Source organism: Litorimonas cladophorae, from assembly GCF_014652455.1.
GTDB classification, from domain to species: Bacteria; Pseudomonadota; Alphaproteobacteria; order Caulobacterales; family Maricaulaceae; genus Litorimonas; species Litorimonas cladophorae.
In genome coordinates this window covers 495,568-519,450 of record NZ_BMYV01000002.1, presented here as the reverse complement: position 1 = coordinate 519,450, position 23,883 = coordinate 495,568, and the positions used below count along the sequence as shown (strand labels likewise).

The following is a 23,883-nucleotide window of genomic DNA, read 5'->3' as shown; positions in this document are numbered from 1 at the left end:
TCCGGTCTTAAAACGGATTCAGCGTGTAGCCTTGCTGCTGCAAGATCGCGTGCGCAGTCATTGCAGAAAGCGCCATTTCGACACCAGGCAATAGATCTGCGTTGTCGATGTCATAATAAGCGGCGGTCTGACCGCACAAAATAATGCGTACACCGTTATCTGTCAGGGCCTTAATGGCGGCTTCGTTTACATTGGCTGCGTCGTCATATTTTTCGCCATAATAAGACGCCGAAGTCAGGTCAAAGGCGGCTTTACCATGAACGATAACGGCCAATTTAATTCGCTCCTGTTTTACCCCGGCCGCAACATGCATATTTATAAAACGTGCGGCGGTATTGAGCGTTTTGTTGATGTCCCCGACTTTGGCAGGGGTCGCCGTATCGAAAGCAATCGCAAATTTAGCGCGTTTAGGGATAGTAAAATCAGTTTCGACTGGCGCGGTTTGACCCATATTTTCGAAGACAGGGCCTTTCGTAAATGCGGTTTCATCCGCCCATGTCGGTGTCACATGACCGATTGCCAAACAGGCCAGAACTACGCCCAATATGTATTTCGATTTCATGCCAGCAATCCTCTCAAGATGACCCTAAAAACTCTCACGGGCGCATTTCATTCTGCGCTCTGTGTATCGGGACTGTCCAAGTTTGTTCAAGGGCTATGTTGAAAATGCGACGTCTCGCGCATTGCGCCGCACGCAAATTGCTTTTAGTCAAATGGCAAGTGACGGTCAAAAATGATCGCGAAAAATGGGGAATATTATGTCGAAGCTATTGAGAGCGAGTCTCTACACCACCGCCTGCGCAGTTTTAATTGCCTGCTCAAATAGCACGCCCGACACCGCGACGACGGATGCCGTAAACGAAACCATGCGCGTCTCCGATGCGGCTCTTTCAGCAGCAGCTCAGACGCCAGAGACTTGGTTGACCTATGGCGGCGATTACAAAGAACAACGCCATTCGCGTTTAACTGGGATCACAAAAGACAATGTCGCAGACCTTGGCGTCGCCTGGACATTTGATCTTTCGACAGGACGCGGCGTGGAAAGCACACCAATTGTCCATGATGGCATCATGTATGTTACTGGGGCTTGGTCTATCCTCCATGCGCTGGATGCGAAAACGGGCGAAGAAATTTGGACTTATGACCCTGAAGTCGCGGGCGAAGACGCCATCAAAGGCTGTTGCGACGTGGTTAACCGCGGTGTCGCAATCTATGACGGGAAAGTCTATTTAGGCGTTTTCGATGGTCGCCTTGAAGCGCTAGACGCCAAGACAGGTGCCGTTGTCTGGTCAAAAGTAACCGTCGATCAAAGCCAACCTTATACGATCACAATGGCCCCCCGTATTGTGAAGGGCAAAGTCATTATTGGGAATTCTGGCGGAGAACTCGGCGTACGAGGCTATGTTAGCGCTTTTGACGCGCAGACCGGGAGCATGGACTGGCGTTTTTACACCGTCCCTAATCCCAAAAAGCAACCCGATGGAGCCGCCTCAGACTCGATCATGACGGAACTTGTCAATGATACATGGGGCGACACGGGCGGATGGGTCACTGATGGTGGCGGTGGTACCGCATGGGACTCCATCGTTTACGACGAAGCCAATGATCAAATCCTTGTGGGCGTCGGTAACGGATCCCCATGGAACGCAAAAATTCGCGACCCCGAAGGAAAAGGCGACAATTTGTTTTTGTCTTCCATCCTTGCGTTGGACGCAGATACAGGCACCTATAAATGGCATTTCCAAACCACGCCGCGTGATCAGTGGGACTTTACCGCAACACAGTCTATTATTCTGGCAGATCTACCCTTAGGCGAAAATGGCGCAGACCGACGCGTCGTCATGCAAGCGCCGAAAAACGGCTTCTTCTATGTCTTGGACGCGGAAACGGGTGAATTTATTTCGGGCAATAATTTCGTGCCAATGAATTGGGCCACTGGCCTAGATGAAAATGGTCGCCCGATAGAAGCGCCCAATGCACGTGTGACGGACGGCGAACCTAATCCGATTTTTCCCGGGCCGCTTGGTGCGCATAACTGGCACCCAATGGCGTATTCTCCCGTTGAGAAACTGGCGTATATCCCGGCACAAATGATCCCGCAGCTGTTCCAAGACAATCAAGTCGAACCTGATCCTGATGCCTATTGGAATTTGGGCTATAATCTTTCAGCGGGTATTCCGCCAGAATTCCCAACTGGAACCGTCGACGCATTTAGAGGTTTCAACCAAGGCTGGCTCGTCGCATGGGACCCGATCAAACAGGAAGCCCGCTGGACGGTCCAACATGACGGCCCTTGGAACGGCGGAATTCTTTCGCTCGACACCGGCATAGTTTTACAAGGCCAACGCGAAGGTGATGTATCGGCCTATGACGCGGCGACCGGCGACAAGCTGTGGACAACAGATGTCAAATCGGGCGCCCTATCTGGCATGAGCACTTATGAAATCGACGGAGAGCAATATGTCACGATCACCACAGGTTGGGGCTCGGCCTTTGCGCTCTCTGCAGGGTATGGATATAAGTCTGCCGTACCGCCTCAGGTCGGACGTGTTGTGACGTTTAAACTGGGCGGCACAGAAATTATCCCTGATAAAATGGCATCCTCCATCGAGCGGTCCCCAAAAGGTGAGCGCTTTGGAACTCCAGATCAAATCATGACGGGTCTGGGGCTTTACTCTGAAAGTTGCCTCGTGTGTCATGGACCGCTTGCCGTCAGCTCTGGCGTTCTACCCGATCTGCGTTGGTCTTATGCCACAGCGGACAAAAATGAGTGGACGGACATTGTCATGAATGGCGCGCTATCTGAAAACGGCATGGTTTCGTTCAAGGAACAAATCTCGCCCGAGGGCATGGAAGCCATCCGCGCCTATGTCATGAGCCAGGGTCATTTGGCCGTCAAAAATGGTGAAGCTGGAAAATAAATTGGGTCAGACCCGCGTATACTCTCGGTCACTCGACCCCGATTTGCGCGGGTATCGGTTTCACCAAATCATGAAATATAGCCTAAACGGATAGAACGGTTAGGCCCCAATTTGCACACACGGCTTTATACATAAGGCGTGGTGCGAAATGCTAAGATGTACGGTTTATTTTCGACACAGAGGCGGTTAGGTCACCCCCATGTTTAAACGTGACGAATTTCTTCTGAAAATGCATGTCGAGGAATTGGACTCGCTCCTTTTTCGCGGTGAAACCTTGGAAATGGGTCTACCCCGTGTTTTTGGAGGGCAGGTTCTAGGCCAAGCGTTGAATGCAGCGGTACGTACCGTTGGACCCGATCGTACGCCACATTCTCTACATAGCTATTTCCTACGCCCCGGCGATCTGACACGACCCATCATTTACGAAGTCGACCCCATCCGAAATGGTCGAAGCTTCTCAACGCGGCGGGTGGTTGCCAAGCAAAAAGGCGAAGCCATTTTTAACGCCTCCATCAGCTTTCAAATCGCAGAAGACGGCTTAAGTCATCAGTTCGATTTTCCTGAAAATGTTCAGCATTACAGCGAACTTCCCAATGATTTTGACCGCGCGAAAGAAGTCGGAAACCTCATGGGCATTTCGGAGGAAAAGTTCCGCAGCTACTATCTCATTTTCGGCACAGACATTCTTGAGATGCGCACCCCAGGGCTAGAAACGTCAATCATACCGGGTGAATTTTCACCAACATTTGGGTTCTGGTTCAAGTTCAATGACGCAATCGGAAAAAATGCAACAACCCATCAGACCTTGCTGGCCTTTATCTCAGACAAAGCCCTCATGAGCACGGCCCTGCGCCCGCATCCTGTAAATTTCCGAACCCACAAAATAATTGGTGCGAGCCTGGATCACGCCATGTGGTTCCATGAAGAAATCGATGTAACGCAATGGATTTACTACCATATCGACAGTCCCCGTTCCGCAGGCTCTCGTGGTTTCAACCGCGGTAGTTTTTATACAGAAGACGGACGCTTGATTGCCTCCACCGCGCAAGAAGGCTTGATCCGCGTCGTGGGTGAAAACAACTAGGTCGATAAGAGAGAAAGCCTCTGAAAGCGCCTTAGCGTTATCAAAGGACCTATGTCCCGCAGAACGTCTGACGCACAATTTCATCCGGCCTTGGCGGGTTCTCGTATTCGGCAAATTCTGCACGCTCAGTAAATGGCTGGGTGACAACCTCCATGAGGGTTTTGAAACTGTCCAAATTTCCAGTGTTTGCGTCGGCAATCGCGTCTTCCACACGGTGATTACGCGGAATATAGATCGGGTTGGCCTGCCGCATTTGCGCGACAATAGGCTCACTTAAGCGGCCATCAAATTCTGTGATGGCCTTCCAGCTTTCCAGCCATGCTGCGCCTTGTTCAGTGTCATTGAATTCAGAGAGTAACGCGTCAGCGTCACCCCCATTTGCCAGCCGCGTCAACGCTCGGAAGAACAGGGTATAATCGACTTGGCCGACCGTCATGGCGTCAATCGTCGCGGCGAGAAAATCGGATGACGACAGAACGGAATCTTGAACGCCCAATTTGCGCGCCATGATGCGGTTCAAATCTTCACTAAAAGCTGGCGCAAAGCGATCCAATTCAACTTCCGCGGTGGACTGCTGTGCCTCGGCCGTTTCGCCCAAAAGCAACAACAGGCTTTCCGCCAATCGCACCATATTCCAATGGGCCATTTCGGGCTGCTTGTTCCACGCGTAACGTCCGTTGCGGTCAATCGAGCTAAATACCTTCCCCGGATGAAATTCATCCATGAAGGCGCAAGGCCCATAATCAATCGTCTCACCAGAAATCGTCGCATTATCCGTGTTCATTACGCCATGAATAAATCCGAAGCCCATCCACGTCGCAACCAAACGCGCCTGAGCCGCAATGACCTGTCGTAGAAAGTAACTGTATCGCGCGGGACCTACGGCTGGCGCGTCGGGGTAAAGACGGTCAATCGCGAAATCAGCCAAAGCTTTCACATCCCCATTGTCGCCGGCCGCCGCCGCAATTTGGAATGTTCCGACACGGATATGACTGCGCGCTGAGCGACAGAGAATGGCCGCAGGTTCTGCGCCTTTTCGGATGATCGTTTCTCCCGTTGTCACGACAGACAGAGCCCGTGTTGTCGGTACGCCGAGGGCCGCCATGGCTTCGCTGACGATATATTCACGGATCGCGGAGCCGAGCGTCGCTTTGCCATCGCCACCGCGAGAGAAGGGTGTGAGGCCCGCCCCTTTGAGGTGAAGCTCATGTACGGCGCCTTCCGCGTCCTGCACTTCGCCTACCAATCTGGCACGCCCATCACCCAGCATACCTGACCACTGCCCGAATTGATGCCCGCCATAGGTCATGGCCAATGCGGACCCGCCCCCAATCGCTGAGCGTCCAGACAAGACATCTTGGCCGGCTTTCGATGTCAGCCAATCAGACGTTAGGCCAAGTCTCTTACCCAGCGGGAAATTTATTGCGACAGCTTCGGGCGTCTCAAACTCCGCCCCGTCCACATCGCGAAAGAAAAATGCGGGAAGCTGACGGTAGGATAACGGTGGTATTTTAGATGACATGCGCTCGCCTTATAGCAGAGCCACCCAATTAAAAAGGGCGCAGACAAACTGCCGCGCCCTTGGGAATCAAAAGTTATCACCGTGAAAAATGCCTAGACTCTCGCGTCGGCCAGTGGCGTCCGAGAGAACACATTATGGGCATCCCATTGCTCTTTCTTCTTAAAGGCTAAGCGATTTAGAAGCAGGGCCAGAACGACCATTGAGATCAGATTGATCGCCATCAGGTGAATGCTCCAAAATACCTTCTACACGCAAAAACATAGGAGAAATGAGCGTTCGACAGGGCAAAGGTCAGATCATCTGAAACCGTAATCAAGCTCGTCATATTGCGAATTTACCTCTCGATGCGCTCTTCCTCAAACAAAGGCGTCGGCAAATAAAGATAGGTCGGGTCTGGGAAAGCACCTAGTCAAAGACCCGTCCCAGCGTTAGGTTGAAACAGGGACCGCCAAGGCGGCCTCCCTCAGAGGACGGAAACCGAACATGGCCGACCATCTTGATATTTTGGCCTCACAAATTGGAGGTCGCGCAATCCATCGACGGACCTTTACCAAGGCCGATGGCAGACCTCTGCGGCTATATGGCTATCAACCGCATATGGAAGCGCCTCTCCCGCAAGAGGGTGGCGAGGTGGCCAAGGGCGGCGAATTGCGGTGGCATCCCCTGCGCCGCGAATGGAATGTTTATGCGCCGCATCGACAAAACCGAACGTTCAAACCCTCCGCCGCTGATGATCCATTAGCCCCATCGCGCGCAGGTGGAGCGGCGACAGAAATCCCATTTACAGATTTTGAACTCGCCATATTTGAGAATAAATTCACAAGCCTCCACCGCGACGCCCCGATCCCGCAGAGTGTTATCGGTGTCGAAAGCGCCGTGGCCAAAGGCCATTGTGACGTCGTGGTTTACACGCCCGAAGCAACGGGAAACTTGCACACGATCGGGCAAGATAAACGCCGCCTTCTGCTGAGCGCGTGGATTGATCGATATGAGGACTTGTTTACGCAGGGTTGCAAATTCGTCCTGCCCTTCGAAAGTCGCGGCGACGCCGTTGGGGTCACCCTGCATCATCCGCACGGGCAAATTTATGCCTTCCCTTTTGTGCCAAAGGTCCAACGCGACGCGGCGGCGGGCTTTCAATCTGGATATGACTTGGCAAAACATATGGCAGCGTGTCGCGATGCCTATAGTGTGACCGACGCAGGTGGCATTGACGCCATTTGCCCGCCCTATGCGCGCTTCCCTTATGAAACTTATCTCGTCCCACGCCGCCCCGTTAAAGGCCCTTGGGACTTCACAGAAGACGAGGCTGCGGGTTTCGCGGAGCTGCTCGGGGAAATGACCCGCCGCTATGACGCCTTTTTTGGTCAAGTCACACCCTATATGTTATCGCTTCACGCCGCGCCCGTCGGATTGGAAGACAACTGGCAGTTCCACGCCAAATTCTATCCGCTCATGCGCGCTCCGGGCCGCATTAAATATCTGGCCAGCGTCGAACAATCGACGGGCGCTTTTACCGTCGATGTCATGCCCGAACGCGCAGCGAAGGAGCTACGAAACCTATGATCGATGAGAAGTTCAAAGCTTTATTCAATCATGCGCCAGAGATTTCCAGCTTCACCCCGGGTCGCGTAAACCTCATTGGCGAGCATGTAGATTATAATGGCGGACGCGTTTTACCGACAGCCCTAGAGCTGGGTGTGAGCCTAGCCATGTCGCCGCGCTCAGATTGGCAAGTTCGAATTGGCTCTGAATCCTTCGAAGATGTTGCCAAACGCGAACTGTTGGACGAGGCCACAGACCATTGGTCTGATTATATCACGGGCGCGCTTCAACTCGCCCACGCTGAAGGGTTCGGCCCAAATGGAGCAAATATCGCGGTGACGTCGAATTTGCCTTTTGGCGCAGGCCTGTCCTCTTCTGCAGCCATCACAGTCGGAGTTTTAAGCGCCGCCCGCGATCTTGCCGAGGCCAATATCACAGATACAGAGATCGCGATTTTGGCCCGCCGCGTCGAAAATGATTACATCGGCGTGCCTTGCGGAATTATGGACCAAATGGCCGTCGCCATCGCGCGCCCTGGCCAAGCCTTGTCACTGGACACAGAGAGCCTGGCGTTTGATCTCGTCGATCTGCCGAAAACACATCATATGGCTGTGATCCATTCCGGCGTCGTTCGGAAATTAAACGAAGGGCGTTACAAAATTCGGACTGAGGAATGCGACGCCATCAAAGCCGCTGCAGGGCGAGATGACATCTGCCAAATGACCAATGCCGAGTTCGAAGCCCTGATCGACCTACCGGACCCAATTTTCCGTCGCGCGCGCCATTGCGTGTTCGAGCATCGACGCACACTTTTGGCAACGGAGGCGTTGAAGACAGGTGATATCGCCGAGTTTGGTGAACTGATGAACGCAAGCCATATTTCCATGCGGGACGATTTCGAAATGTCCGTGCCCGCCGTGGATGCATTGGTCGCAGACGCGCAAGCCTTTGGCGCAATCGGCGCGCGATTGACAGGTGGCGGCTTCGGCGGATGTATCGTGGCTTGCGTTGAAAATACGCGGCTAGAGGCTTGGCGGGATCAATTACTCGCAGCACATCCCGACGCCTATTGGGTGGCTTAAAAGGATGAGATTTGGCGACTTCAACGCCATTGAACCGCCATAATTTTCGGCACATAGCAACTAAATGGATAAGAATAGATTTTTCAATTTCATTTGGCGGACGAACGGGGTTCTGCTTTTCGGGATCGCCGTCGTTACGGCAGGTTTCCTAACATATTTTGCTATGTTTGCCTTAGCAGAAATGCGGAACGATGACTTGCTGCCCCCACCTGCGGACGCCTCGAATACAATACCGCCGACAAACGAGAAACTCAGGGTAGTGATTCCTCGCACCAACCGAGACACTGATGGTTTCACATATTTTGAATTGAGAGCAGGTGAAGATACCTTTGGGAAATTGTCGTCTTATCGATCCAGTCAAATCAGGAATTTTGCTGTTTATGACCTGAGCACGGATTCGACAAAGTGGCTGTTCCCAGAGTCTCAACAAGAGATAGAAACGATCTATGCGATTGAAGTGCCTTTGAAGGTTGAAACAGAAAAAACAAAACTTGTGACTCAAGGTTTTTTACTCCAAGTCGCAACAAGCCGCGCAGACAAATCCATCGTCAGAGACCTTTGGGTCGTCTTTCCCAATGGCGAAGGTTTACGAAAAATCCTACCGAACATCTCGGGCGACTTCAGCATCAAACTATATCAAGATATTGCGGTAAAACTTGTTGTCGAAAGAGAGAATGAAATCGACGTATACCCGCTTAACATCGAACACCTTACCATAGGTGAGCCCACAACGATACCATTGCCACGACCGTAGAAAACCTCGAAACTCCCCCAATGTCACACACCCCAAATATCATCATCACTGGCGCGACGTCTGGGCTTGGGCGGGAGATGGCTGTTCAGATGGCGGCGCGGGGCGAGCATGTGATCGCGTGTGGTCGTCGAGCTGCACGTTTGGCGGAGTTAGAACAAATAGACGGTATAACAGGTCAAACACTCGACCTGTCTTCGCCCCCACACATAGATAATTTCTGCGCGCAATTTGACACGGTTTCGGGGATTATTCTCAATGCGGGCGTGACCTTTGTTGACCGATTTGACGCGGGTGACGTGGCCACGGATATGTCCTTGATACAGACCAATGTGGCGGCGAATGTGCAACTTATCCGTGGGCTTTTACCCGCATTAAAAGCGAGCAAGGGCCGCATCCTGATCGTGGCGAGCGTCGGCGGTTTGACACCCCTGCCCTATCAAGCGGTCTATGCGGGGACCAAAGCCTTTATGGTCAATTTCGGATTGTCGCTGCGCGAGGAACTTAAATCTGACGGGGTGCAAGTCAGCGTGTTTGCCCCAGGCGGGATTAAAACTGAAATGACAGATATTCCCGTCATGAAGACGTTAGAAAATGATCTGGCGCCGGTGGCGGATGTCGCACGAGCCGCGATTAAAACTTACGATAAGATGCCCGCGCTCTTCGTGCCGGGGGGACAAAACAAACTCATCACGCTGGCGGCGAAGGTTTTCCCGCGCCACGTCATTGCGGCACAAGCCGAGCGTATTTATCGCAAAGCGCGCCAGGACGAATCCTGAAACAACACCTCTCCAGACCGCGGAGCTTACGTCGTCACATCATACCCATAGAGCCAATCCATGCGGCGATGGACGATATTGGGCAGAATTTTTCCTGCAATCCACATTGGCCCATAGGTAACAAATTGCGCGACGCGCGATCGTTTATGGAACAGCCCCATATTGGCGCGGGACGCCGCTTGGACTTTGGTCGTTCGGTCCAGCCGTTCATTTTGGTAGTCTGTCAGAGGCGCCCCCGCCGCGATAGTCTGCGCCAAAACATATGCATCCTCGACCGCCATTGCTGCGCCTTGGGCCAGAAAGGGTAACATCGGATGGGCCGCATCGCCCATTAAAGCCACGCGACCGTCCGTCCACTGTGACAGAGGCGCACGATCAAATAGGGCCCAACGGTGGAAGGTATCTGCCGTTTCAATCAAAGTTGTGATGGTCGGATGCCAGCCCGAGAAATCTGCGAGCGCATCGGCTTTGGACCCCTTTATGGACCAGCCCTCTTCTTGCCAATCTTCTCGCTCGACAACACCGACGAAATTCGTCAATTGCCCCTGCGCGCCCAACCTATACGTCACACCATGTTTGCCGCGTCCGAACCATGCGCAAGCCGTCGGGCGGGGGGCATGATCGCCCAGTGCCGCCGTCGGAACCACGACGCGCCAAGCTACATTACCGGTGAAACGAGGGGCATCCGGTCCCAGCATTTGTGTCCGAACTGTGGAGCGAATGCCGTCCGCGCCAATTAGATATTGCCCTTCAACGATCTCGCCATTGTCTAATGTGACGCGCACAGCTGACGCATCTTGGTCATAATTTTTTACGCGCACCCCAAGGCTTAAGACATTTTTTGGCAGAGCTTCTACAAGGGTCGAAATATAGTCAGCGCGGTGAATATGAAGGTAGGGCGCGCCCCAACGCGTGACGGATTGCGCGGCCAATGGGATGTTGAAAATCTCTCGACCTGTCTCGCCCATGCGCGCCTCAATTGCCGTCGGCTTGAAAGCGCGGTCAGACACGGCAGCATCGAGTTTCAGAGCGCGGAGAACTTTCACGGCATTGGGCGGAATTTGAATGCCCGCGCCAACCGCGCTCAGTTCAGGCGCCGCCTCCAAAATCTGAACAGCCACGCCACGCGCCAGAAGCGCATGCGCCAAAGTGAGCCCGCCAATGCCCGCCCCGACGATGAGCACAGGTTTATCAGATTTTAGCATGTCTGATTTGAGGACGGGCATAGCTCTCAGTAGCGGTTAGAGGTTCACGGAGCCATACGTAAAGCGACGTCCGCAATTTTATGACGCGGGCTTGGCGTGTGGACTATTCGTGCTAGCACGTAGACATGTCACTCAAATCCCGCATTGCCCCACATGTCGCGTCCTATCTCCTGGGCGCGCCGCGATTAGAGCGACACCGCGCAAAGGCAGAACGTCAACGTTTAAGCGCAGATGAGCCGCATATCGTCGAGGTTTTTCACGATCCTGCCGATCCCTATTCACAGCTCTTAATGCAGGTTTTGCCCGATTTCGAAGCGCGTTATCATGTGGCGATCCGCACCCATGTCATTGGCCCGCCCGCCGATAGTGCTGTGCCAGAGCGCGAATTATTGCAGGCATATGCGCGGAAAGATGCGGAGGATTTGGCCAGCGAGGCGGGAATCAATTTCACTAACGCAAACGCGGCACCTGCTGAAAACACGGCAGAGGCCGACGCACGGTTAAAGGCACTCGGCCACTATCAAGGCGGAATGATCTATTATGCTGGGGAGTGGTATTGGGGGATTGATCGCCTGCACTATCTGGAAGACCGCCTCCAAACGCTCGGAGCGCGGAAAAATACAGGCGTGGAAGCCCACATCTTTTCCCCGCCAAAAGTTCCACGTGGAACGTTGAAAACTAGCCCGAAAAACTCCGTTGATCTTCATTGGTATTTCTCTTTCCGCTCGCCCTATTCTGCGATTTCCGTCGATCGAATTTCGGCCCTCGCAAATAATTATGGTGCGAATCTGAAACTCCGTTTTGTTTTACCAATGGTCATGCGCGGCCTGCCAGTGCCACCAGAAAAGAAGCGATATATCCCGAGAGATACCGCTCGTGAAGCAAGACGCTTAGGTGTAGCATTTGGGAAAGTTTGCGATCCTGTTGGGTCGCCTGTTGAGCGGGGTTACGCCGTTTTAGCTTGGGCTATTTCACAAGATAAAGGCTTGGAATTCGCGCACTGCTTTTTCGAATATGTTTGGGCGAAAGGCGTGGATGCAGGTAGCGACAAAGGCCTTCGCAAAATCGTTGAAGCATCAGGTTTGGAATGGGCCGGTGCTCAACTCGCGCTGCAGAATGAGGGCTGGCATATCACAGCGGAGACCAATCGCGCTGAGATGATGTCTTTGGGAATTTGGGGAGTGCCGAGTTTTCGGGTCGGTGAGGAAATCGTTTGGGGACAAGATCGATTATGGGCGGTTGAGACTGCCTTGCGTAAGCTAACCGAATAGAGACCCGCCCCAAGCCTGAAGGAAACTTGGGGCGAGCTTTATCAACTAACTGATGATTATGCTACATCAGCAAATTGATTCATGGTGTTGTGCTCACCGCCCGCTTTCAGCGCACGATCGCCGCCGGTCATTTCCTTGAACGTATCGCCCAAGTCGGAACCGACTTCATGTTGGTGACGCACCGCAGAAACGCTTTTGCGGATTTCTTCGCGCTGGATTTCTTTGACATAGGCCAACATCTTCTGCTCGCCAAAGTAACCCTCCGATAGGTCATTCATCACCTTGGCCGTACCGTGGAATGTCGGCAGCGTGATCAAGTTATGGAACACACCCGCTTCGCGCGCGATATCCGTTTGGAAGGCCTGCAGGCGGCGATCGGCTTCGATGCCCAAAGCGTCCTCATCAAAAGCGGCGGACATCAGACGGGCTTCGTCATAATCTTCGGCCTTGATGCGACCTTCGGCAATCCAATCCTCGCGGACTTGTTTGCGCAAATTAAGCGTCCAGTTAAATGAAGGCGAGTTGTTATAAGTCAGCTTCGCATGCGGAGCTTTTTCCTTAATGCGGTTCACCATGTTAGCAATTTGCGCAACATTTGGCGTCGCCGTTTCGATCCAAAGCAGATCGGCCCCACCATCATTCAGCGACGAGATACAATCTTCGACAACACGATCTTCACCCGTATCAGCGCGGAACTTATAGAGACCATTTGGCAAGCGCGTTGGCTTGACCAATTGTCCGTCTAATTGGATGGCGACTTCACCATCGGCCAATTGATTCAGGTCAGATACAGGCTGTGTTTCGAGCCACTTTGTATATTCCGCCGCTTCATCACCCGCTTCGCGGCTGACTGGAATTTTCTGTGTCAGGCCAGCACCAAGGCTGTCCGTACGAGCGACGATAACACCGTCATGCACGCCAAGTTCTTCAAACGCCATGCGGACAGCGCGAAGTTTCTCGTTAAAGTCTTCGCGTGGCACAGTGACCTTGCCATCTTGGTGACCACATTGTTTCGCATCGGAAACTTGGTTTTCAATTTGGATGCAACACGCACCCGCCTTGATCATTTCTTTTGCCAATAGATACGTTGCGTGAACGTTACCAAAGCCAGCATCAATATCGGCAATGATCGGACGAACATAAGTTTCGAATCCATCGATTTTTGCAATGACAGCATCGCGGTCATCTGTTGTCTTCAACTCATTAAACAGATCATTGAGATCCACTTCATCGGCTTGACGGAGTGAGACATAAATTTCTTGGATCAAATCCACGACCGAAGTTTTTTCATGCATGGACTGATCTGGCAGATGGCCAAAACGGTTGCGCAAACCTGCGACCATCCAGCCTGAAAGATAGACATACGCGCGGTCAAGCGACCCTTTTTGACGTTTAATCGCCCGCATCATTTGCTGTGCGTGGAAGCCAGACCAACAGCCGAGGGACTGCGTGAATTGCGAGGTGTCTGCATCATAGCGCGCCATATCTTTGCGCATGACGGTTGCCATCGCTTTGGCGATATCGAGATGTGTCTCAAACGTGTTTTGCGTTTTGAGTTGCGCAAGCGCCTCAATATCGATCCCAGCGGGTGCGCCATTTGGGTAACGACTGTTTAATTCTGCAAGTGTTTCTGAGTATGTCATTTTACTTCTCCAAGATATCGTAGGCTGAAAGGGTCAAAAATTCTGGAAGGACGGAGGCCGTCGCTGTTGCGTCGAACAATTCGGATGCTTCGGGGAAGCGACCTTCATTAAAGGCGTCAGCGCCAATTTCGTCGCGGATGGCATTGCGTTCTTCGACAAGAAGCCGCTGATAGAGACGATCAGTCATCGTTTCCTGGAAACCACCTTCCATCTCAACGCGAGCACCATGACGGAGCCATTGCCAGATTTGCGTGCGCGAAATTTCTGCGGTCGCCGCATCTTCCATTAGATTGTGAATGGGGACAGCACCGCGCCCACATAGCCAGGCCGCAATATAGCGAATACCGACATTAATATTTGTCCGCACACCCGCTTCCGTCACTGTACCCGTATGGGGCGTTAACATTGCGGCATCAGAGATATTGCGGTTTTGCCGCTTTTTATGAATCTGATGTTTCGCAGGCATAACCTCGTCGAAAACTTCCATCGCGACGGGCACGAGCGCGGGATGGGCTACCCAAGTTCCGTCATGGCCGAGTTTGGCTTCACGCAGCTTGTCCTGACGCACTTTTTCAAAAGCAGCGTCATTGGCAGCTTCGTCGCCCTTCACGGGAATTTGCGCAGCCATTCCGCCCATTGCGTGGGCGCGGCGGCGGTGACAGGTTTGCACGAGGCGTTCTGCGTAAGCAGACAGGAATCCACGATCCATTCCGACCTGCGCCCGTTCCGGCAGCAAATATTCGGGATGGGCCCGAAGCGTTTTGATGTAGCTGAAGATATAATCCCAACGTCCGCAATTCAGGCCTGTAATGTGGTTTTTCAGGACGTAGAGAATCTCTTCCATTTGGAATGCGGCAGGCAGGGTTTCGATCAGGACCGTCGACTTGATAGTGCCATTTGGAATATCGAGAACCGCTTGCGAGAAGTTAAACACATCATTCCAAAGACGAGCCTCACGGTAGTCTTCGATTTTTGGCAGGTAGAAAAATGGACCTTTGCCATTATCGGCTAGCTTTTTGCCATTATGGAAAATGTGCAAACCGAAATCGCAAAGGCTGGCGCTCATCGGGTTGCCGTCAACCGTAATGTGGCGCTCTTCCAAATGCCAACCGCGCGGACGCACCAACATGGTCGCTGTCTCTTCATTAAGGGCGTAGCTCTTCTTCTCAGTGGTAAGCGTGAGGCTGTCCCGTGCATAATCATGCATGTTCTGCTGACCCGACATCATATTGTCGAATGTGGGGGATGACGCATCTTCGAAATCCGCCATGAACATTTTTGCACCAGAGTTCAGCGCATTGATCATCATCTTGCGATCCACGGGGCCAGTGATCTCAACCCGGCGATCCATGAGAGCTTCGGGACAAGGCGCGACTTCCCATTGGGAATTGCGGATATGCTGCGTTTCCAATGGCTGCGTTGGCATCTCACCATCGTCATAGCGTTCTTGGTTGAATTCGCGGTTCTGGATGAGGATCTTACGCTGGGGACCAAATCTGCGCTCCAAATCCGCAAGAAAGAGCAAAGCATCAGGCGTGAGGATATCGGCATAATTGCCAGCATTGGGATGTGAGACCTTTGCCAAGACGCGATGGCGAGGGATGTTTGTTTCCGGTGTCGTATGAGCTGTCATGATATGGGCTCCTTTCCCCACTACAATGATGACAAAACTTTACAGACGTCCAGTACAACAAGCGCCTGTGAGGGTCGCGGTGTAAGTTTCAATCATGACTCGACATCACTTTTGTAAATCGTGTAAAGATTGACGCACACGACAAAGAGCGAAAATATGGCAGACAAACTTCTTATCGGCCCGAAATTGCGACGGTTTCGCACCTCGCTGGGCCTTACACAGGCGCGTATGGCCGAAGATTTGGGGATAAGCGCGTCTTATTTAAACCTGATCGAGCGGAATCAGCGCGCGATGAGCGCAAAGGTCTTACTGCGCATGGCTGGTGTCTATGATTTTGACATCAGCGCTTTTTCCGATGCGGGCGACGCGCAACTGGTTGCCAGCACCTATGAAGCCCTGCGCGCGCCGCGGTTCAAGGATATGCCGGTTTCCAAAAATGAAGTCGAAGACCTTGTGGGGATTAGCCCGAATATGGCGCGGGCCTTTCAAAGCCTGTTAACCGAGCGCGGCGGGGCGGAAACCCCAACGGACAGCCCAACCATGCGCGCCATCGATGTGGTGCGGGACTTTATTCAGACCCACTCCAATTATTTCCCAGAAATTGATGCCACCGCCGAAGCGCTTTCGGATGAGTTGGGGCTTCATCGTACAGGGCCACGGGTTGCACTGACGGAGCGCTTGAAAACACGCCATGAGACAGCGGTCCGAATTGTCCCGAGTGATGTCATGCCCGATATGTTGCGTTGGTTTGATCGCCACAATCAGCGCATTAACCTGTCGGAACTCCTGAGCCAGAGTGGACGGCGCTTTCAGCTCGCCTTTCAAATCGCCATGCTGGAACAACGTGACATGATTGACGCCCATTTGGACCGCGCCAAAATCGAAGGACGAGAAGCCCGGGGATTGGCCCGCACGTCACTGGCTAATTATTTCGCGGCAGCTCTCCTGATGCCCTATGCGCGTTTTCTGCGAGAAGCCGAAAAGACACGATATGACGTCGAACTTTTATCCCATCGGTTTGGCGCGAGTTTCGAGCAGACCGCCCATCGTTTGACTACCTTGAACAAACCCGATGCGCGCGGCATTCCCTTTTTCTTTCTGAGAATTGATGTGGCAGGGAATGTCTCCAAGCGATTTTCCGCTGGGAAATTTGCCTTCGCCAATCAAGGCGGGGCGTGTCCTATATGGAATATCCACGAAACATTTAGCGACCCGGGTCGATTGCACACACAAATGGTGCGCCTGCCCGCATCTGGTACAGAAAATGGCGCGACTTATTTCTCCATCGCGAAAGCCGTCAGTCGCGCTGGAAATATGTATGGAGGTCGGGCGCAACGTCTGGCCATCGCCTTGGGGTGCGATGTCTCCTATGCGCCACGTCTTTGTTATTCGCGCGACTTTAATTTGGATGATCCGCAGCCCGCAGACATTGGAATCAATTGCTACCTCTGTGAACGCGAACATTGTCGCCAACGCGCACATCCGCCGCTCTCAAAAGCGCTGATGTTTGACGAGCGCGCGCGCGGCATGAGCCTCTATCGCTGGGTGCCAGATTGACCCCAAAAGCAATTTGAACAGGGCCCATTAAAACTCCTTCATAGAGGGTGAGTTCTATATCTTTTTTTAGCTTAGACGTTAAACGTCTTGCAGGGGCATTCAAAATTTGGGCGTAGATTTCTCTTTGCGCCTGCTTTGACAAACCGCGCGCTGAACTCACACGTATTCTATCCGAACAAGGTTGATAAAATGCAGTCTCGAATTTTTAAGCAGACGTCGGCTCTGCTGCTCGTCATTGGCGCGGGTTTTGCGCTAACGGCATGCGGCAACGCGGATGCGACCCAAGGTAAAGCAGCGAACAAAGGCGCAGAAGCGGCGCAAACTCCAACCCTGCAAACGGGCGCGGTCAGCCGTGGTGAAATCGCGAAAATCATCAACTCAACAGGGACCGTGCGCCCAGACATCACGGTTCAAGTTGGATCAGAAGTTTCTGGTAAATTGCTTAGCGTTGATGTCGACTTTAACTCGGTCGTTAAAGCCGGTGACGTTTTGGCCGTCATTGATCCTGAAAACCTTGAGAACCGCGTCGCCCAAGTCGCGGCCCAAGTTGAAAATCGGCGTGCTGACATCAACATTAATATGGCGTCGCTAAAACGCGCAGAAGTCAATGCCGCACAAGCTAAAAGGTCTTTGGTGCGACGCGAACAGCTGTTTGCTGAAAGCGCAATTTCCAAAGCCCAGCTTGAGGAAACAGAGCGGGCCATGGAATTGGCAGATGCCGATATAGAATTGGCGAAAGCCCGCCTCGAAGGGTCGCAATCAACGCTCAAACAAGCGCAGGCGGATTTGCGCTCTGCCAAAGTTGATTTATCGCGCACTGTCATTATCGCTCCCATCGATGGCGTTGTGATTGAACGCTTGGTCGATCCCGGGCAAACTGTGGCGGCGTCATTCTCCGCACCCGAATTATTTAAAATTGCGGGCGATCTCTCCAAAATTAAAATTGATGCCGCAATTGTCGAAAGCGATGTCTCTGGTTTGGATGCGGGTGACCCTGTCAGTTTCAGCGTGGACGCTTATCCTGGGCGCGTCTTTAGGGGCGTGATCGAACAGCTGCGTCTGAAATCAGAGACCCAAAGTAATATCGTCACTTACACGGCGGTGGTTGGCGCCAGCAACGCTGATAATGTGCTGATGCCGGGCATGACGACAAACCTGCAAATCACAACAAATTCGAAATCAGATATTTTGCGGATTCCCGCGACGGCAGAACGCTTTCGTCCCACGCCCGATCAAATCAAAACTTGGAAAGCCGAGACAACGGAGGAAGCCAATAGTGACGTCGATCCAAAGACCCGCGAACGGCTGACGCTACTAGGGCTGCCCGCAACCCGCATTGATAATGTTCTCAACAAAATGGCTGACGACACCGTGGCCTTACGCGAACAGATTAATGACCCGACGCAAACTTGGCGCAAGGTCGCGCGGATGAAACAATTGCGCGAAACCTATGATGACATCATCAAAAAAGACCTTAGCTCGACGGAATACCAAGAATATCGTCGCCTTCTGCAAGCCGGCGCGCAAACGCGTGACGCTCAAATTTGGGTCAAGTCTGGCGATAAAATGCGCCAAGTGGATGTGGGCCTCGGGTTGTCTGACGGGTCGTTCGTCGAAGTCATTTCGGGCCTAGAGGAAGGCGACCAAGTTATCACATCCATCGGGAGTGGCGGCGGCGGCCAACGCAGAGGACCTCCAGGTGGCCGGAGAGGCTAAGCCCGTGACAGCCCCTTCAAAATCCGCGCTGATCTCCTGTAGAAATCTCACCAAGATTTATAAGATGGGTCAATCCGAAGTTCGCGCTTTGGACGGGGTCGATCTGGATATACTGGAAGGCGAGTTTGTCGCCATCATCGGATCTTCTGGCTCAGGTAAATCTACGCTGATGAATATGCTTGGGGCTTTGGACCAGCCGACAACAGGTCAGGTTACGATCAACGGTGAGAATGTCGGCACGATGAAAAGCAAATCGCTGGCGGAATTTCGGAATGCGACCATTGGGTTTGTCTTCCAGCAGTTTCAACTCCTGCCGAAGAAATCAGCGCTGAAAAATGTCGCTTTGCCCCTGCAATATCGCAAACCAAAGGTTAAAGACGCAGCCCAACAAGCCGCTCATGCCCTAAGCCTTGTCGGATTGGCCGATCGATCAGGCCATCGTCCAACGGAGCTTTCAGGAGGGCAGCAACAACGTGTTGCCATTGCCCGCGCTCTCGCAGGGAACCCGAAGGTTTTGCTGGCCGATGAACCGACAGGGGCATTGGATAGTAAAACCTCAACAGATATCATGAAACTGATGCAGGATTTGAATGCTAATGGCATCACCATCATCGTGATCACCCATGAAGATGAAGTCGCTGCTTATGCGCAGCGCGTTATCGAATTTAAAGATGGCCGCATCATTTCCGACAAACGCAATGAAGAGGCCGCAGCATGAACGCCCTCTCCACATTGGGGCTCGCCGCCAGTTCGATCATCGAACGCCCATTGCGATCTTTGCTAACCTCGCTCGGTATTGTGATCGGTGTTGCTGCCGTATACGCCATGTTGGCGTTGGGCGAAGGGGCGAAGAAACAAGTCGAAGAAAGTCTCAACTCTATTGGGACACGGACCATGCAAGTCTGGCCTGATTGGAACAGAGGCCGCTCTTCTCAGACGCGACCATCAATGCCTTTCACAGAGGAAGACATTCGCGAGATGCGGGCGATCAATGGCGTCTTTGCCGCGACAGGCACGCTGACAGGACGCGGCTATACCATCGCTACCGATATTAGTGACGTGAACGGTAACTTCCTCGGTGTTGATCCAGACCAACTCAAAGCCAGTGGTGGCGAAATGAAATTGGGGGAGAACATTAGCTTTGCCGATATTGAAACACGCCGACCCGTCGTCGTGATCAGTGAAGGCATTCAACAACGTTTATTCGATGGACAAAATCCGATCGGTCAGACGGTCAAAGTCAACAATGTCGCTTTCACCATTAAAGGTGTCGCCTCGAAGCCCGATAGCAACATCTCATTCGGCAATGACGATCTCTTTGCTTGGGCGCCCATAACCGTCGCACGCGAACGCGTAATTGGCGGAAACCGTTTCGTTCAAAATCACGTCAGTAACATTATGGTGGTGGGAGATATCGGGCAGAACCTCAATTCAATTGAGGAAGAGGTGAATACAATTCTTCGCCGGTCCCGCGATCTAAAAGTTGGGGCTCCGCCCGATTACCGGATTTTCTCCTCTCGTGGATGGCAAGAACAGGCCGCGGAAGAGACGAAAGCGCTGAGCTTTCTTTTGGCCGCAATGGGCGCAATTTCACTTCTGGTTGGGGGGGTAGGCGTGATGAACATCATGTTGGTGTCAGTAACGGAACGTACACGTGAAATTGGCTTGCGCATGGCCTTGGGTGCCAAAAAATCCAACATTATGAATCAGTTCCTCACCGAAGCTTTATTACTATGTATTTTGTCTGGGATCGTTGGGCTTACCCTCGGTTTCTTCATGTCAAAACTGGCTATGGACACAATGGATGTTGAACTTGTGTTTAGTCCGTCCGTCGCTCTGATTTCATTTGGCTCTGCCCTAATGATCGGCGTCGTGTTTGGCTTCCTGCCCGCCCGACGTGCCGCCAGCCTTAACCCGATTGAGGCCCTTCGCCATGAGTAGCCCCGCATGAGTATAGTTATGATGAAACCCTTACGGCGCCTTCTCGTCACGGCTGCATTTGGAACGCTGTCGGCATGCGCCAGTCTTTCGCCGCCGCAGACGAACATGGCTGAAATGGCTGCGGATATACCGGCCACTTGGTTATTGGACCTGCCTTCCGACACAACAGGACCGCAAGGCTGGGCAAATCTTTACGATGATCCGATTTTGCTCCGTTATCTAGACATGGCGGCCGCGCAGAATTTTGATGTGAAATCCGCCCAAACACGCGTAATCGCCGCAGAGGCGGAATTGCGTCGCGCAGCAGCGCGCCTCAAGCCTCAGCTAGACGCCAGCGCATCTGCCTCTGGCGGCGCCATCCTCTCTGACATTGACAATGCCTTCGATAGTTACGGTCTCGGATTATCGGGCCGATGGGATCCAGATGTTTTTGGCGAAACCAAAACCATTATCGAAAGCTCGCGTGCAAACCTCCGCGCGCAGGAAGCCTTAGCCGCTGATACGCGACAAGCCATTTTGGCTTCGACAGGACGGGCCTATGTCAGTGCCGTTGAGGCGACGCTGCAGGTTGACCTTGCGAAAACGAACCTCGAGTTTCTAACCGAAAGCCGTCGCATATCCGAGGCGCGTTATCGCTTAGGCGATACGGCCAAGGGCGATTTCTCATTCGCCGAAGCAAATTATCAGAGCGCTTTGGCCAGCTATGAAAGCACTTTGCAATCCGCCCGTGCCGCCCGTCGCGCCCTGAGTATTTTGTTGGGAGATTACCCAACAGAGGATCTCGAACTTGCGACGGAATTAAATACCCCAAACGCATTACCGGCTCGGGATTTACCTGCTGCCATATTGGAACGGCGTCCCGACATTATCGCCGCGCGCGCACAGTTGGCGGGACGAGTTGCGTCGCTTCAAGGCGCAAAACTCGCAAAGTGGCCGAGCCTTGGTCTGTCGGGTAGCTTATCATCAGGATCGGCCTTCAAAGATTTATTTGATCCGGGCGATTACATCGCGCGCTTGGGCGCAAGCCTGTCTCAGGTCTTGTTCGATGGCGGCGCGATAGAGGCAGGCATTGATTCCGCGCAGGCCAATCTGGACGTTTCTCTGCTGTCCTATGAACAACGTTTACGTCTGGCGATGGCAGAAATCACGGACGCCTATGATCGTGCAGAAACGCTGAAACGCACTTTGGTAAATCTTGAGCTATCCTCGGATGCGGCGAATGAAGCGCTTCGGCTGGAATCCATCCAATTTGATCTGGGCGAGAGTTCGCTTCTAGATGTGCTGCAGGTTCAAACCCGCGTGAACAGTATTGATGCCTCACTCATCCGAACCAAAGCCGCCTTGCTGCAGACAGTGATTACGGCGAATGAGGCGATCGCTGGATTTATTTAGCGTCGCCTATTTCCGAGCCTCTGCGCTGGCTTCGCGAAGACCAACAAATTCCGAAGTCGGCTTCAACGCGGGCCAAGCATCAGAATTTCCAAGCTCTCGTGTCATGTCCAAAAATAGCTCTACATCTTGCGCCGCGCCGCGCAGATCCCAATTCGCGTCCCACGCATCATTTTGATTGTGGTAGCGATTATCAATATAACCTTTGACCCATGCATCGCCTGCGTCGCGCCCTCCGTCTTTTAGGTCCGATCCGCCCGCAATCCCCATGATCAACAGAACGGGCACGCCGCGGCGCGCCATTGAAAAATGGTCGGCACGAAAGAATAGGCCATTCTCAGGCAGGCCTTCTGGAGAGACGACACGACCTTGGGTCGCCGCTGTCGCCGCCATCATCTCTTCCAACTCACTTTGGCCTTCGCCGACTTGGATTACGTCATGGGCAAGGCCCGCGGTTTGTAAAATATCCAAGGTCAAATTCGCGACCGTGGTCTCAAGCGGATAGATTGGGTTCTGAGCATAGGCCTCAGAGCCCAACAAACCGCTTTCCTCTGCGGTCCAAGCCGCGAAGATAACGGAACGTTCCAAAGCGGGTTCGGCCTTGAGATTGCGCGCAATTTCTATAATGCCTGCGAGACCCAATGCATCATCATTTGCGCCAGGCATAACCGTACGTCCCTGCGCGTCAGGCTCACCCATGCCATAGGCGTCCCAGTGACCCGACAACATGATCGTCTCATCTGGGCGCTCCGTGCCCGTGATTTTCCCCAAGACATTCTGGCTCTCTACCGTCTCGACGGAGAGGCCCAGATCGGCGTTGAAGCGCAAGTCGTTTAACGTGAAGGCTGTGAAATCTCTATTGCGAGCGGCGGCGCGTAAATCGTCCAAGTCATGTCCGGCTTGTGCGACCCATTTTTTTGCCATGTCTTCATGCAGCCAGCCCTGTAAATCCAAACCAGATTTGGCGGGGCCCGTTGATGCCACCGCGTAGTTTTCGCCCGGGGAGGATGCGGCGACATTCCAACCATACCCAGCGGCTTTCGGCTCGTGGATGACTAATGCGGCAACCGCACCGCGTCGGGCCGCTTCTTCATATTTATACATCCAGCGACCATAATAGGTCATGCGGCGGCCGCCAAAAACGCCGCTCACAGGATGATCATCGGCGACGCCGAAGTCGGGATCATTCACGAGGAACAAGGCTACTTTTCCCGTCAGATCAATATCGCCAAAATCATCCCATTCCCGTTCTGGAGCGCTGGCCCCAAAGCCAACAAACACAATCGGCGCCTCTTTGACCGCAATCACGTCACGCGGATTGGCCGAACTGATCTCAATATCTTTGCCCTGCTCTATATTTATGACAGTTTCGCCCTGCATCACATTCAAGCTGCGAATATCGGTGACCATTGAACGGTTAAGCGTTACGGGATCGGTCCATCCGCCATTGCGTCCACCCGGCTCTATACCGAGGTCTTCAAAACGCTCAATCAAATAATTGACCGTTTTGGTCTCGCCGGCAGTGCCAGGTGCGCGACCTTCAAATTCATCAGACGCCAAAATTTTGACGATTTCAGACATGTTCGCTGTGCTGATCGGTGAGGTCGTTTCAACAGCTTTTACGTCTTCGGCTTTGGGTGCACAGGCTAGCAAAGCTAGACTGGCGCCAAGTGACATCCAGATTGTTTTTCTCATCTTAGGTCCTTCAATCCGCGAGCTTTCCTAAACTGATAGGAAATGGATTTCTCTGGGCGTTCCTTAACAAGGCTTGCTTGGAGTCCCAATGCTTTATTGGCGCAGTCCCGCATGACCACACGAAATTTAGATACTTCGCGCGAAAATCA

At 52.9% G+C, this 23,883-nt stretch carries 19 protein-coding genes; 12 read left to right on the top strand and 7 right to left on the bottom strand.

Going from position 1 to position 23,883, the window contains the following annotated elements; translation table 11 throughout:
- Positions 1-7: 7 nt before the first annotated feature.
- The gene (locus IE073_RS10240; protein WP_189585230.1) at positions 8-562 is read right to left on the bottom strand and encodes a DsrE family protein; all 555 of its coding nucleotides are present in this window, start codon (positions 560-562) and stop codon (positions 8-10) included.
- Positions 563-758: 196 nt separating this feature from the next.
- On the opposite strand from IE073_RS10240, the gene IE073_RS10235 reads away from it, so the two are divergent.
- Entirely contained in the window at positions 759-2,921 is a 2,163-nt protein-coding gene (locus IE073_RS10235; protein WP_233349999.1) for a PQQ-dependent dehydrogenase, methanol/ethanol family, read from the top strand.
- A gap of 199 nt (positions 2,922-3,120) precedes the next feature.
- On the top strand, positions 3,121-4,005 hold the full coding sequence (locus IE073_RS10230; RefSeq protein ID WP_189585224.1) for an acyl-CoA thioesterase: 885 nt from the start codon (positions 3,121-3,123) through the stop codon (positions 4,003-4,005).
- 49 nt (positions 4,006-4,054) lie between these two features.
- Here the strand turns inward: IE073_RS10230 and IE073_RS10225 are convergent, their stop codons facing one another.
- On the bottom strand, positions 4,055-5,527 hold the full coding sequence (locus tag IE073_RS10225) for a protein adenylyltransferase SelO (protein WP_189585221.1): 1,473 nt from the start codon (positions 5,525-5,527) through the stop codon (positions 4,055-4,057).
- Positions 5,528-5,619: 92 nt separating this feature from the next.
- Positions 5,620-5,748, bottom strand: a complete 129-nt coding sequence (locus IE073_RS14220) for a hypothetical protein (RefSeq protein ID WP_267905572.1) — start codon at positions 5,746-5,748, stop codon at positions 5,620-5,622.
- A 262-nt stretch (positions 5,749-6,010) separates the two neighbouring features.
- Here IE073_RS14220 and galT point away from each other — a divergent pair, with 262 nt between their 5' ends.
- The 4 genes from galT (at position 6,011) to IE073_RS10205 (ending at position 9,684) form a co-directional block, all read left to right on the top strand.
- On the top strand, positions 6,011-7,093 hold the full coding sequence (galT, locus tag IE073_RS10220; protein ID WP_189585218.1) for a galactose-1-phosphate uridylyltransferase: 1,083 nt from the start codon (positions 6,011-6,013) through the stop codon (positions 7,091-7,093).
- Positions 7,090-8,154 (top strand): galactokinase, encoded by a 1,065-nt coding sequence (galK, locus tag IE073_RS10215; RefSeq protein WP_189585215.1) that lies wholly within the window; start codon positions 7,090-7,092, stop codon positions 8,152-8,154. Before galT ends, galK begins: the two co-directional genes overlap by 4 nt.
- Before the next feature lie 64 nt (positions 8,155-8,218).
- Positions 8,219-8,908 carry a hypothetical protein gene (locus IE073_RS10210; protein WP_189585212.1) on the top strand — a complete coding sequence of 230 codons (690 nt, stop codon included), beginning with the start codon at positions 8,219-8,221 and terminating at the stop codon, positions 8,906-8,908.
- Positions 8,909-8,928: 20 nt separating this feature from the next.
- Positions 8,929-9,684 carry an SDR family NAD(P)-dependent oxidoreductase gene (locus tag IE073_RS10205; protein ID WP_189585209.1) on the top strand — a complete coding sequence of 252 codons (756 nt, stop codon included), beginning with the start codon at positions 8,929-8,931 and terminating at the stop codon, positions 9,682-9,684.
- A 26-nt stretch (positions 9,685-9,710) separates the two neighbouring features.
- On the opposite strand, the gene IE073_RS10200 is transcribed toward IE073_RS10205, so the two are convergent.
- A complete protein-coding gene (locus IE073_RS10200; RefSeq protein ID WP_233349998.1) occupies positions 9,711-10,910 on the bottom strand; it encodes an FAD-dependent monooxygenase in 1,200 nt (399 codons plus the stop codon).
- Positions 10,911-11,014: 104 nt separating this feature from the next.
- Here IE073_RS10200 and IE073_RS10195 point away from each other — a divergent pair, with 104 nt between their 5' ends.
- A complete protein-coding gene (locus tag IE073_RS10195; protein WP_189585206.1) occupies positions 11,015-12,160 on the top strand; it encodes a DsbA family protein in 1,146 nt (381 codons plus the stop codon).
- Positions 12,161-12,216: 56 nt separating this feature from the next.
- Here IE073_RS10195 and IE073_RS10190 read toward each other — a convergent pair whose 3' ends face one another.
- Positions 12,217-13,803 carry an isocitrate lyase gene (locus tag IE073_RS10190; RefSeq protein ID WP_189585204.1) on the bottom strand — a complete coding sequence of 529 codons (1,587 nt, stop codon included), beginning with the start codon at positions 13,801-13,803 and terminating at the stop codon, positions 12,217-12,219.
- Position 13,804: 1 nt separating this feature from the next.
- Positions 13,805-15,436 (bottom strand): malate synthase A, encoded by a 1,632-nt coding sequence (gene aceB, locus IE073_RS10185; RefSeq protein ID WP_189585201.1) that lies wholly within the window; start codon positions 15,434-15,436, stop codon positions 13,805-13,807.
- Between the two features lie 156 nt (positions 15,437-15,592).
- On the opposite strand from aceB, the gene IE073_RS10180 reads away from it, so the two are divergent.
- The 5 genes from IE073_RS10180 to IE073_RS10160 all read left to right on the top strand — a co-directional run bounded on the left by IE073_RS10180 (position 15,593) and on the right by IE073_RS10160 (position 22,042).
- On the top strand, positions 15,593-16,993 hold the full coding sequence (locus IE073_RS10180) for a helix-turn-helix domain-containing protein (RefSeq protein WP_189585198.1): 1,401 nt from the start codon (positions 15,593-15,595) through the stop codon (positions 16,991-16,993).
- Positions 16,994-17,182: 189 nt separating this feature from the next.
- A complete protein-coding gene (locus IE073_RS10175; RefSeq protein ID WP_189585195.1) occupies positions 17,183-18,709 on the top strand; it encodes an efflux RND transporter periplasmic adaptor subunit in 1,527 nt (508 codons plus the stop codon).
- Between the two features lie 64 nt (positions 18,710-18,773).
- The gene (locus tag IE073_RS10170; RefSeq protein ID WP_373298707.1) at positions 18,774-19,427 is read left to right on the top strand and encodes an ABC transporter ATP-binding protein; all 654 of its coding nucleotides are present in this window, start codon (positions 18,774-18,776) and stop codon (positions 19,425-19,427) included.
- The gene (locus IE073_RS10165; RefSeq protein WP_189585192.1) at positions 19,424-20,650 is read left to right on the top strand and encodes an ABC transporter permease; all 1,227 of its coding nucleotides are present in this window, start codon (positions 19,424-19,426) and stop codon (positions 20,648-20,650) included. Before IE073_RS10170 ends, IE073_RS10165 begins: the two co-directional genes overlap by 4 nt.
- Before the next feature lie 18 nt (positions 20,651-20,668).
- Positions 20,669-22,042, top strand: a complete 1,374-nt coding sequence (locus IE073_RS10160; RefSeq protein WP_189585189.1) for a TolC family protein — start codon at positions 20,669-20,671, stop codon at positions 22,040-22,042.
- A 6-nt stretch (positions 22,043-22,048) separates the two neighbouring features.
- Here the strand turns inward: IE073_RS10160 and IE073_RS10155 are convergent, their stop codons facing one another.
- Positions 22,049-23,734, bottom strand: a complete 1,686-nt coding sequence (locus IE073_RS10155) for a M20/M25/M40 family metallo-hydrolase (RefSeq protein ID WP_233349997.1) — start codon at positions 23,732-23,734, stop codon at positions 22,049-22,051.
- Positions 23,735-23,883: the final 149 nt, after the last annotated feature.

Bases quoted from the DNA above. Each gene is read 5' to 3' on its own strand.
- IE073_RS10240 (WP_189585230.1), bottom strand. From the start codon at position 562: ATGAAATCGAAATACATATTGGGCGTAGTTCTGGCCTGTTTGGCAATC.
- IE073_RS10235 (WP_233349999.1), top strand. From the start codon at position 759: ATGTCGAAGCTATTGAGAGCGAGTCTCTACACCACCGCCTGCGCAGTT.
- IE073_RS10230 (WP_189585224.1), top strand. From the start codon at position 3,121: ATGTTTAAACGTGACGAATTTCTTCTGAAAATGCATGTCGAGGAATTG.
- IE073_RS10225 (WP_189585221.1), bottom strand. From the start codon at position 5,527: ATGTCATCTAAAATACCACCGTTATCCTACCGTCAGCTTCCCGCATTT.
- IE073_RS14220 (WP_267905572.1), bottom strand. From the start codon at position 5,748: ATGGCGATCAATCTGATCTCAATGGTCGTTCTGGCCCTGCTTCTAAAT.
- galT (WP_189585218.1), top strand. From the start codon at position 6,011: ATGGCCGACCATCTTGATATTTTGGCCTCACAAATTGGAGGTCGCGCA.
- galK (WP_189585215.1), top strand. From the start codon at position 7,090: ATGATCGATGAGAAGTTCAAAGCTTTATTCAATCATGCGCCAGAGATT.
- IE073_RS10210 (WP_189585212.1), top strand. From the start codon at position 8,219: ATGGATAAGAATAGATTTTTCAATTTCATTTGGCGGACGAACGGGGTT.
- IE073_RS10205 (WP_189585209.1), top strand. From the start codon at position 8,929: ATGTCACACACCCCAAATATCATCATCACTGGCGCGACGTCTGGGCTT.
- IE073_RS10200 (WP_233349998.1), bottom strand. From the start codon at position 10,910: ATGCCCGTCCTCAAATCAGACATGCTAAAATCTGATAAACCTGTGCTC.
- IE073_RS10195 (WP_189585206.1), top strand. From the start codon at position 11,015: ATGTCACTCAAATCCCGCATTGCCCCACATGTCGCGTCCTATCTCCTG.
- IE073_RS10190 (WP_189585204.1), bottom strand. From the start codon at position 13,803: ATGACATACTCAGAAACACTTGCAGAATTAAACAGTCGTTACCCAAAT.
- aceB (WP_189585201.1), bottom strand. From the start codon at position 15,436: ATGACAGCTCATACGACACCGGAAACAAACATCCCTCGCCATCGCGTC.
- IE073_RS10180 (WP_189585198.1), top strand. From the start codon at position 15,593: ATGGCAGACAAACTTCTTATCGGCCCGAAATTGCGACGGTTTCGCACC.
- IE073_RS10175 (WP_189585195.1), top strand. From the start codon at position 17,183: ATGCAGTCTCGAATTTTTAAGCAGACGTCGGCTCTGCTGCTCGTCATT.
- IE073_RS10170 (WP_373298707.1), top strand. From the start codon at position 18,774: ATGGGTCAATCCGAAGTTCGCGCTTTGGACGGGGTCGATCTGGATATA.
- IE073_RS10165 (WP_189585192.1), top strand. From the start codon at position 19,424: ATGAACGCCCTCTCCACATTGGGGCTCGCCGCCAGTTCGATCATCGAA.
- IE073_RS10160 (WP_189585189.1), top strand. From the start codon at position 20,669: ATGATGAAACCCTTACGGCGCCTTCTCGTCACGGCTGCATTTGGAACG.
- IE073_RS10155 (WP_233349997.1), bottom strand. From the start codon at position 23,734: ATGAGAAAAACAATCTGGATGTCACTTGGCGCCAGTCTAGCTTTGCTA.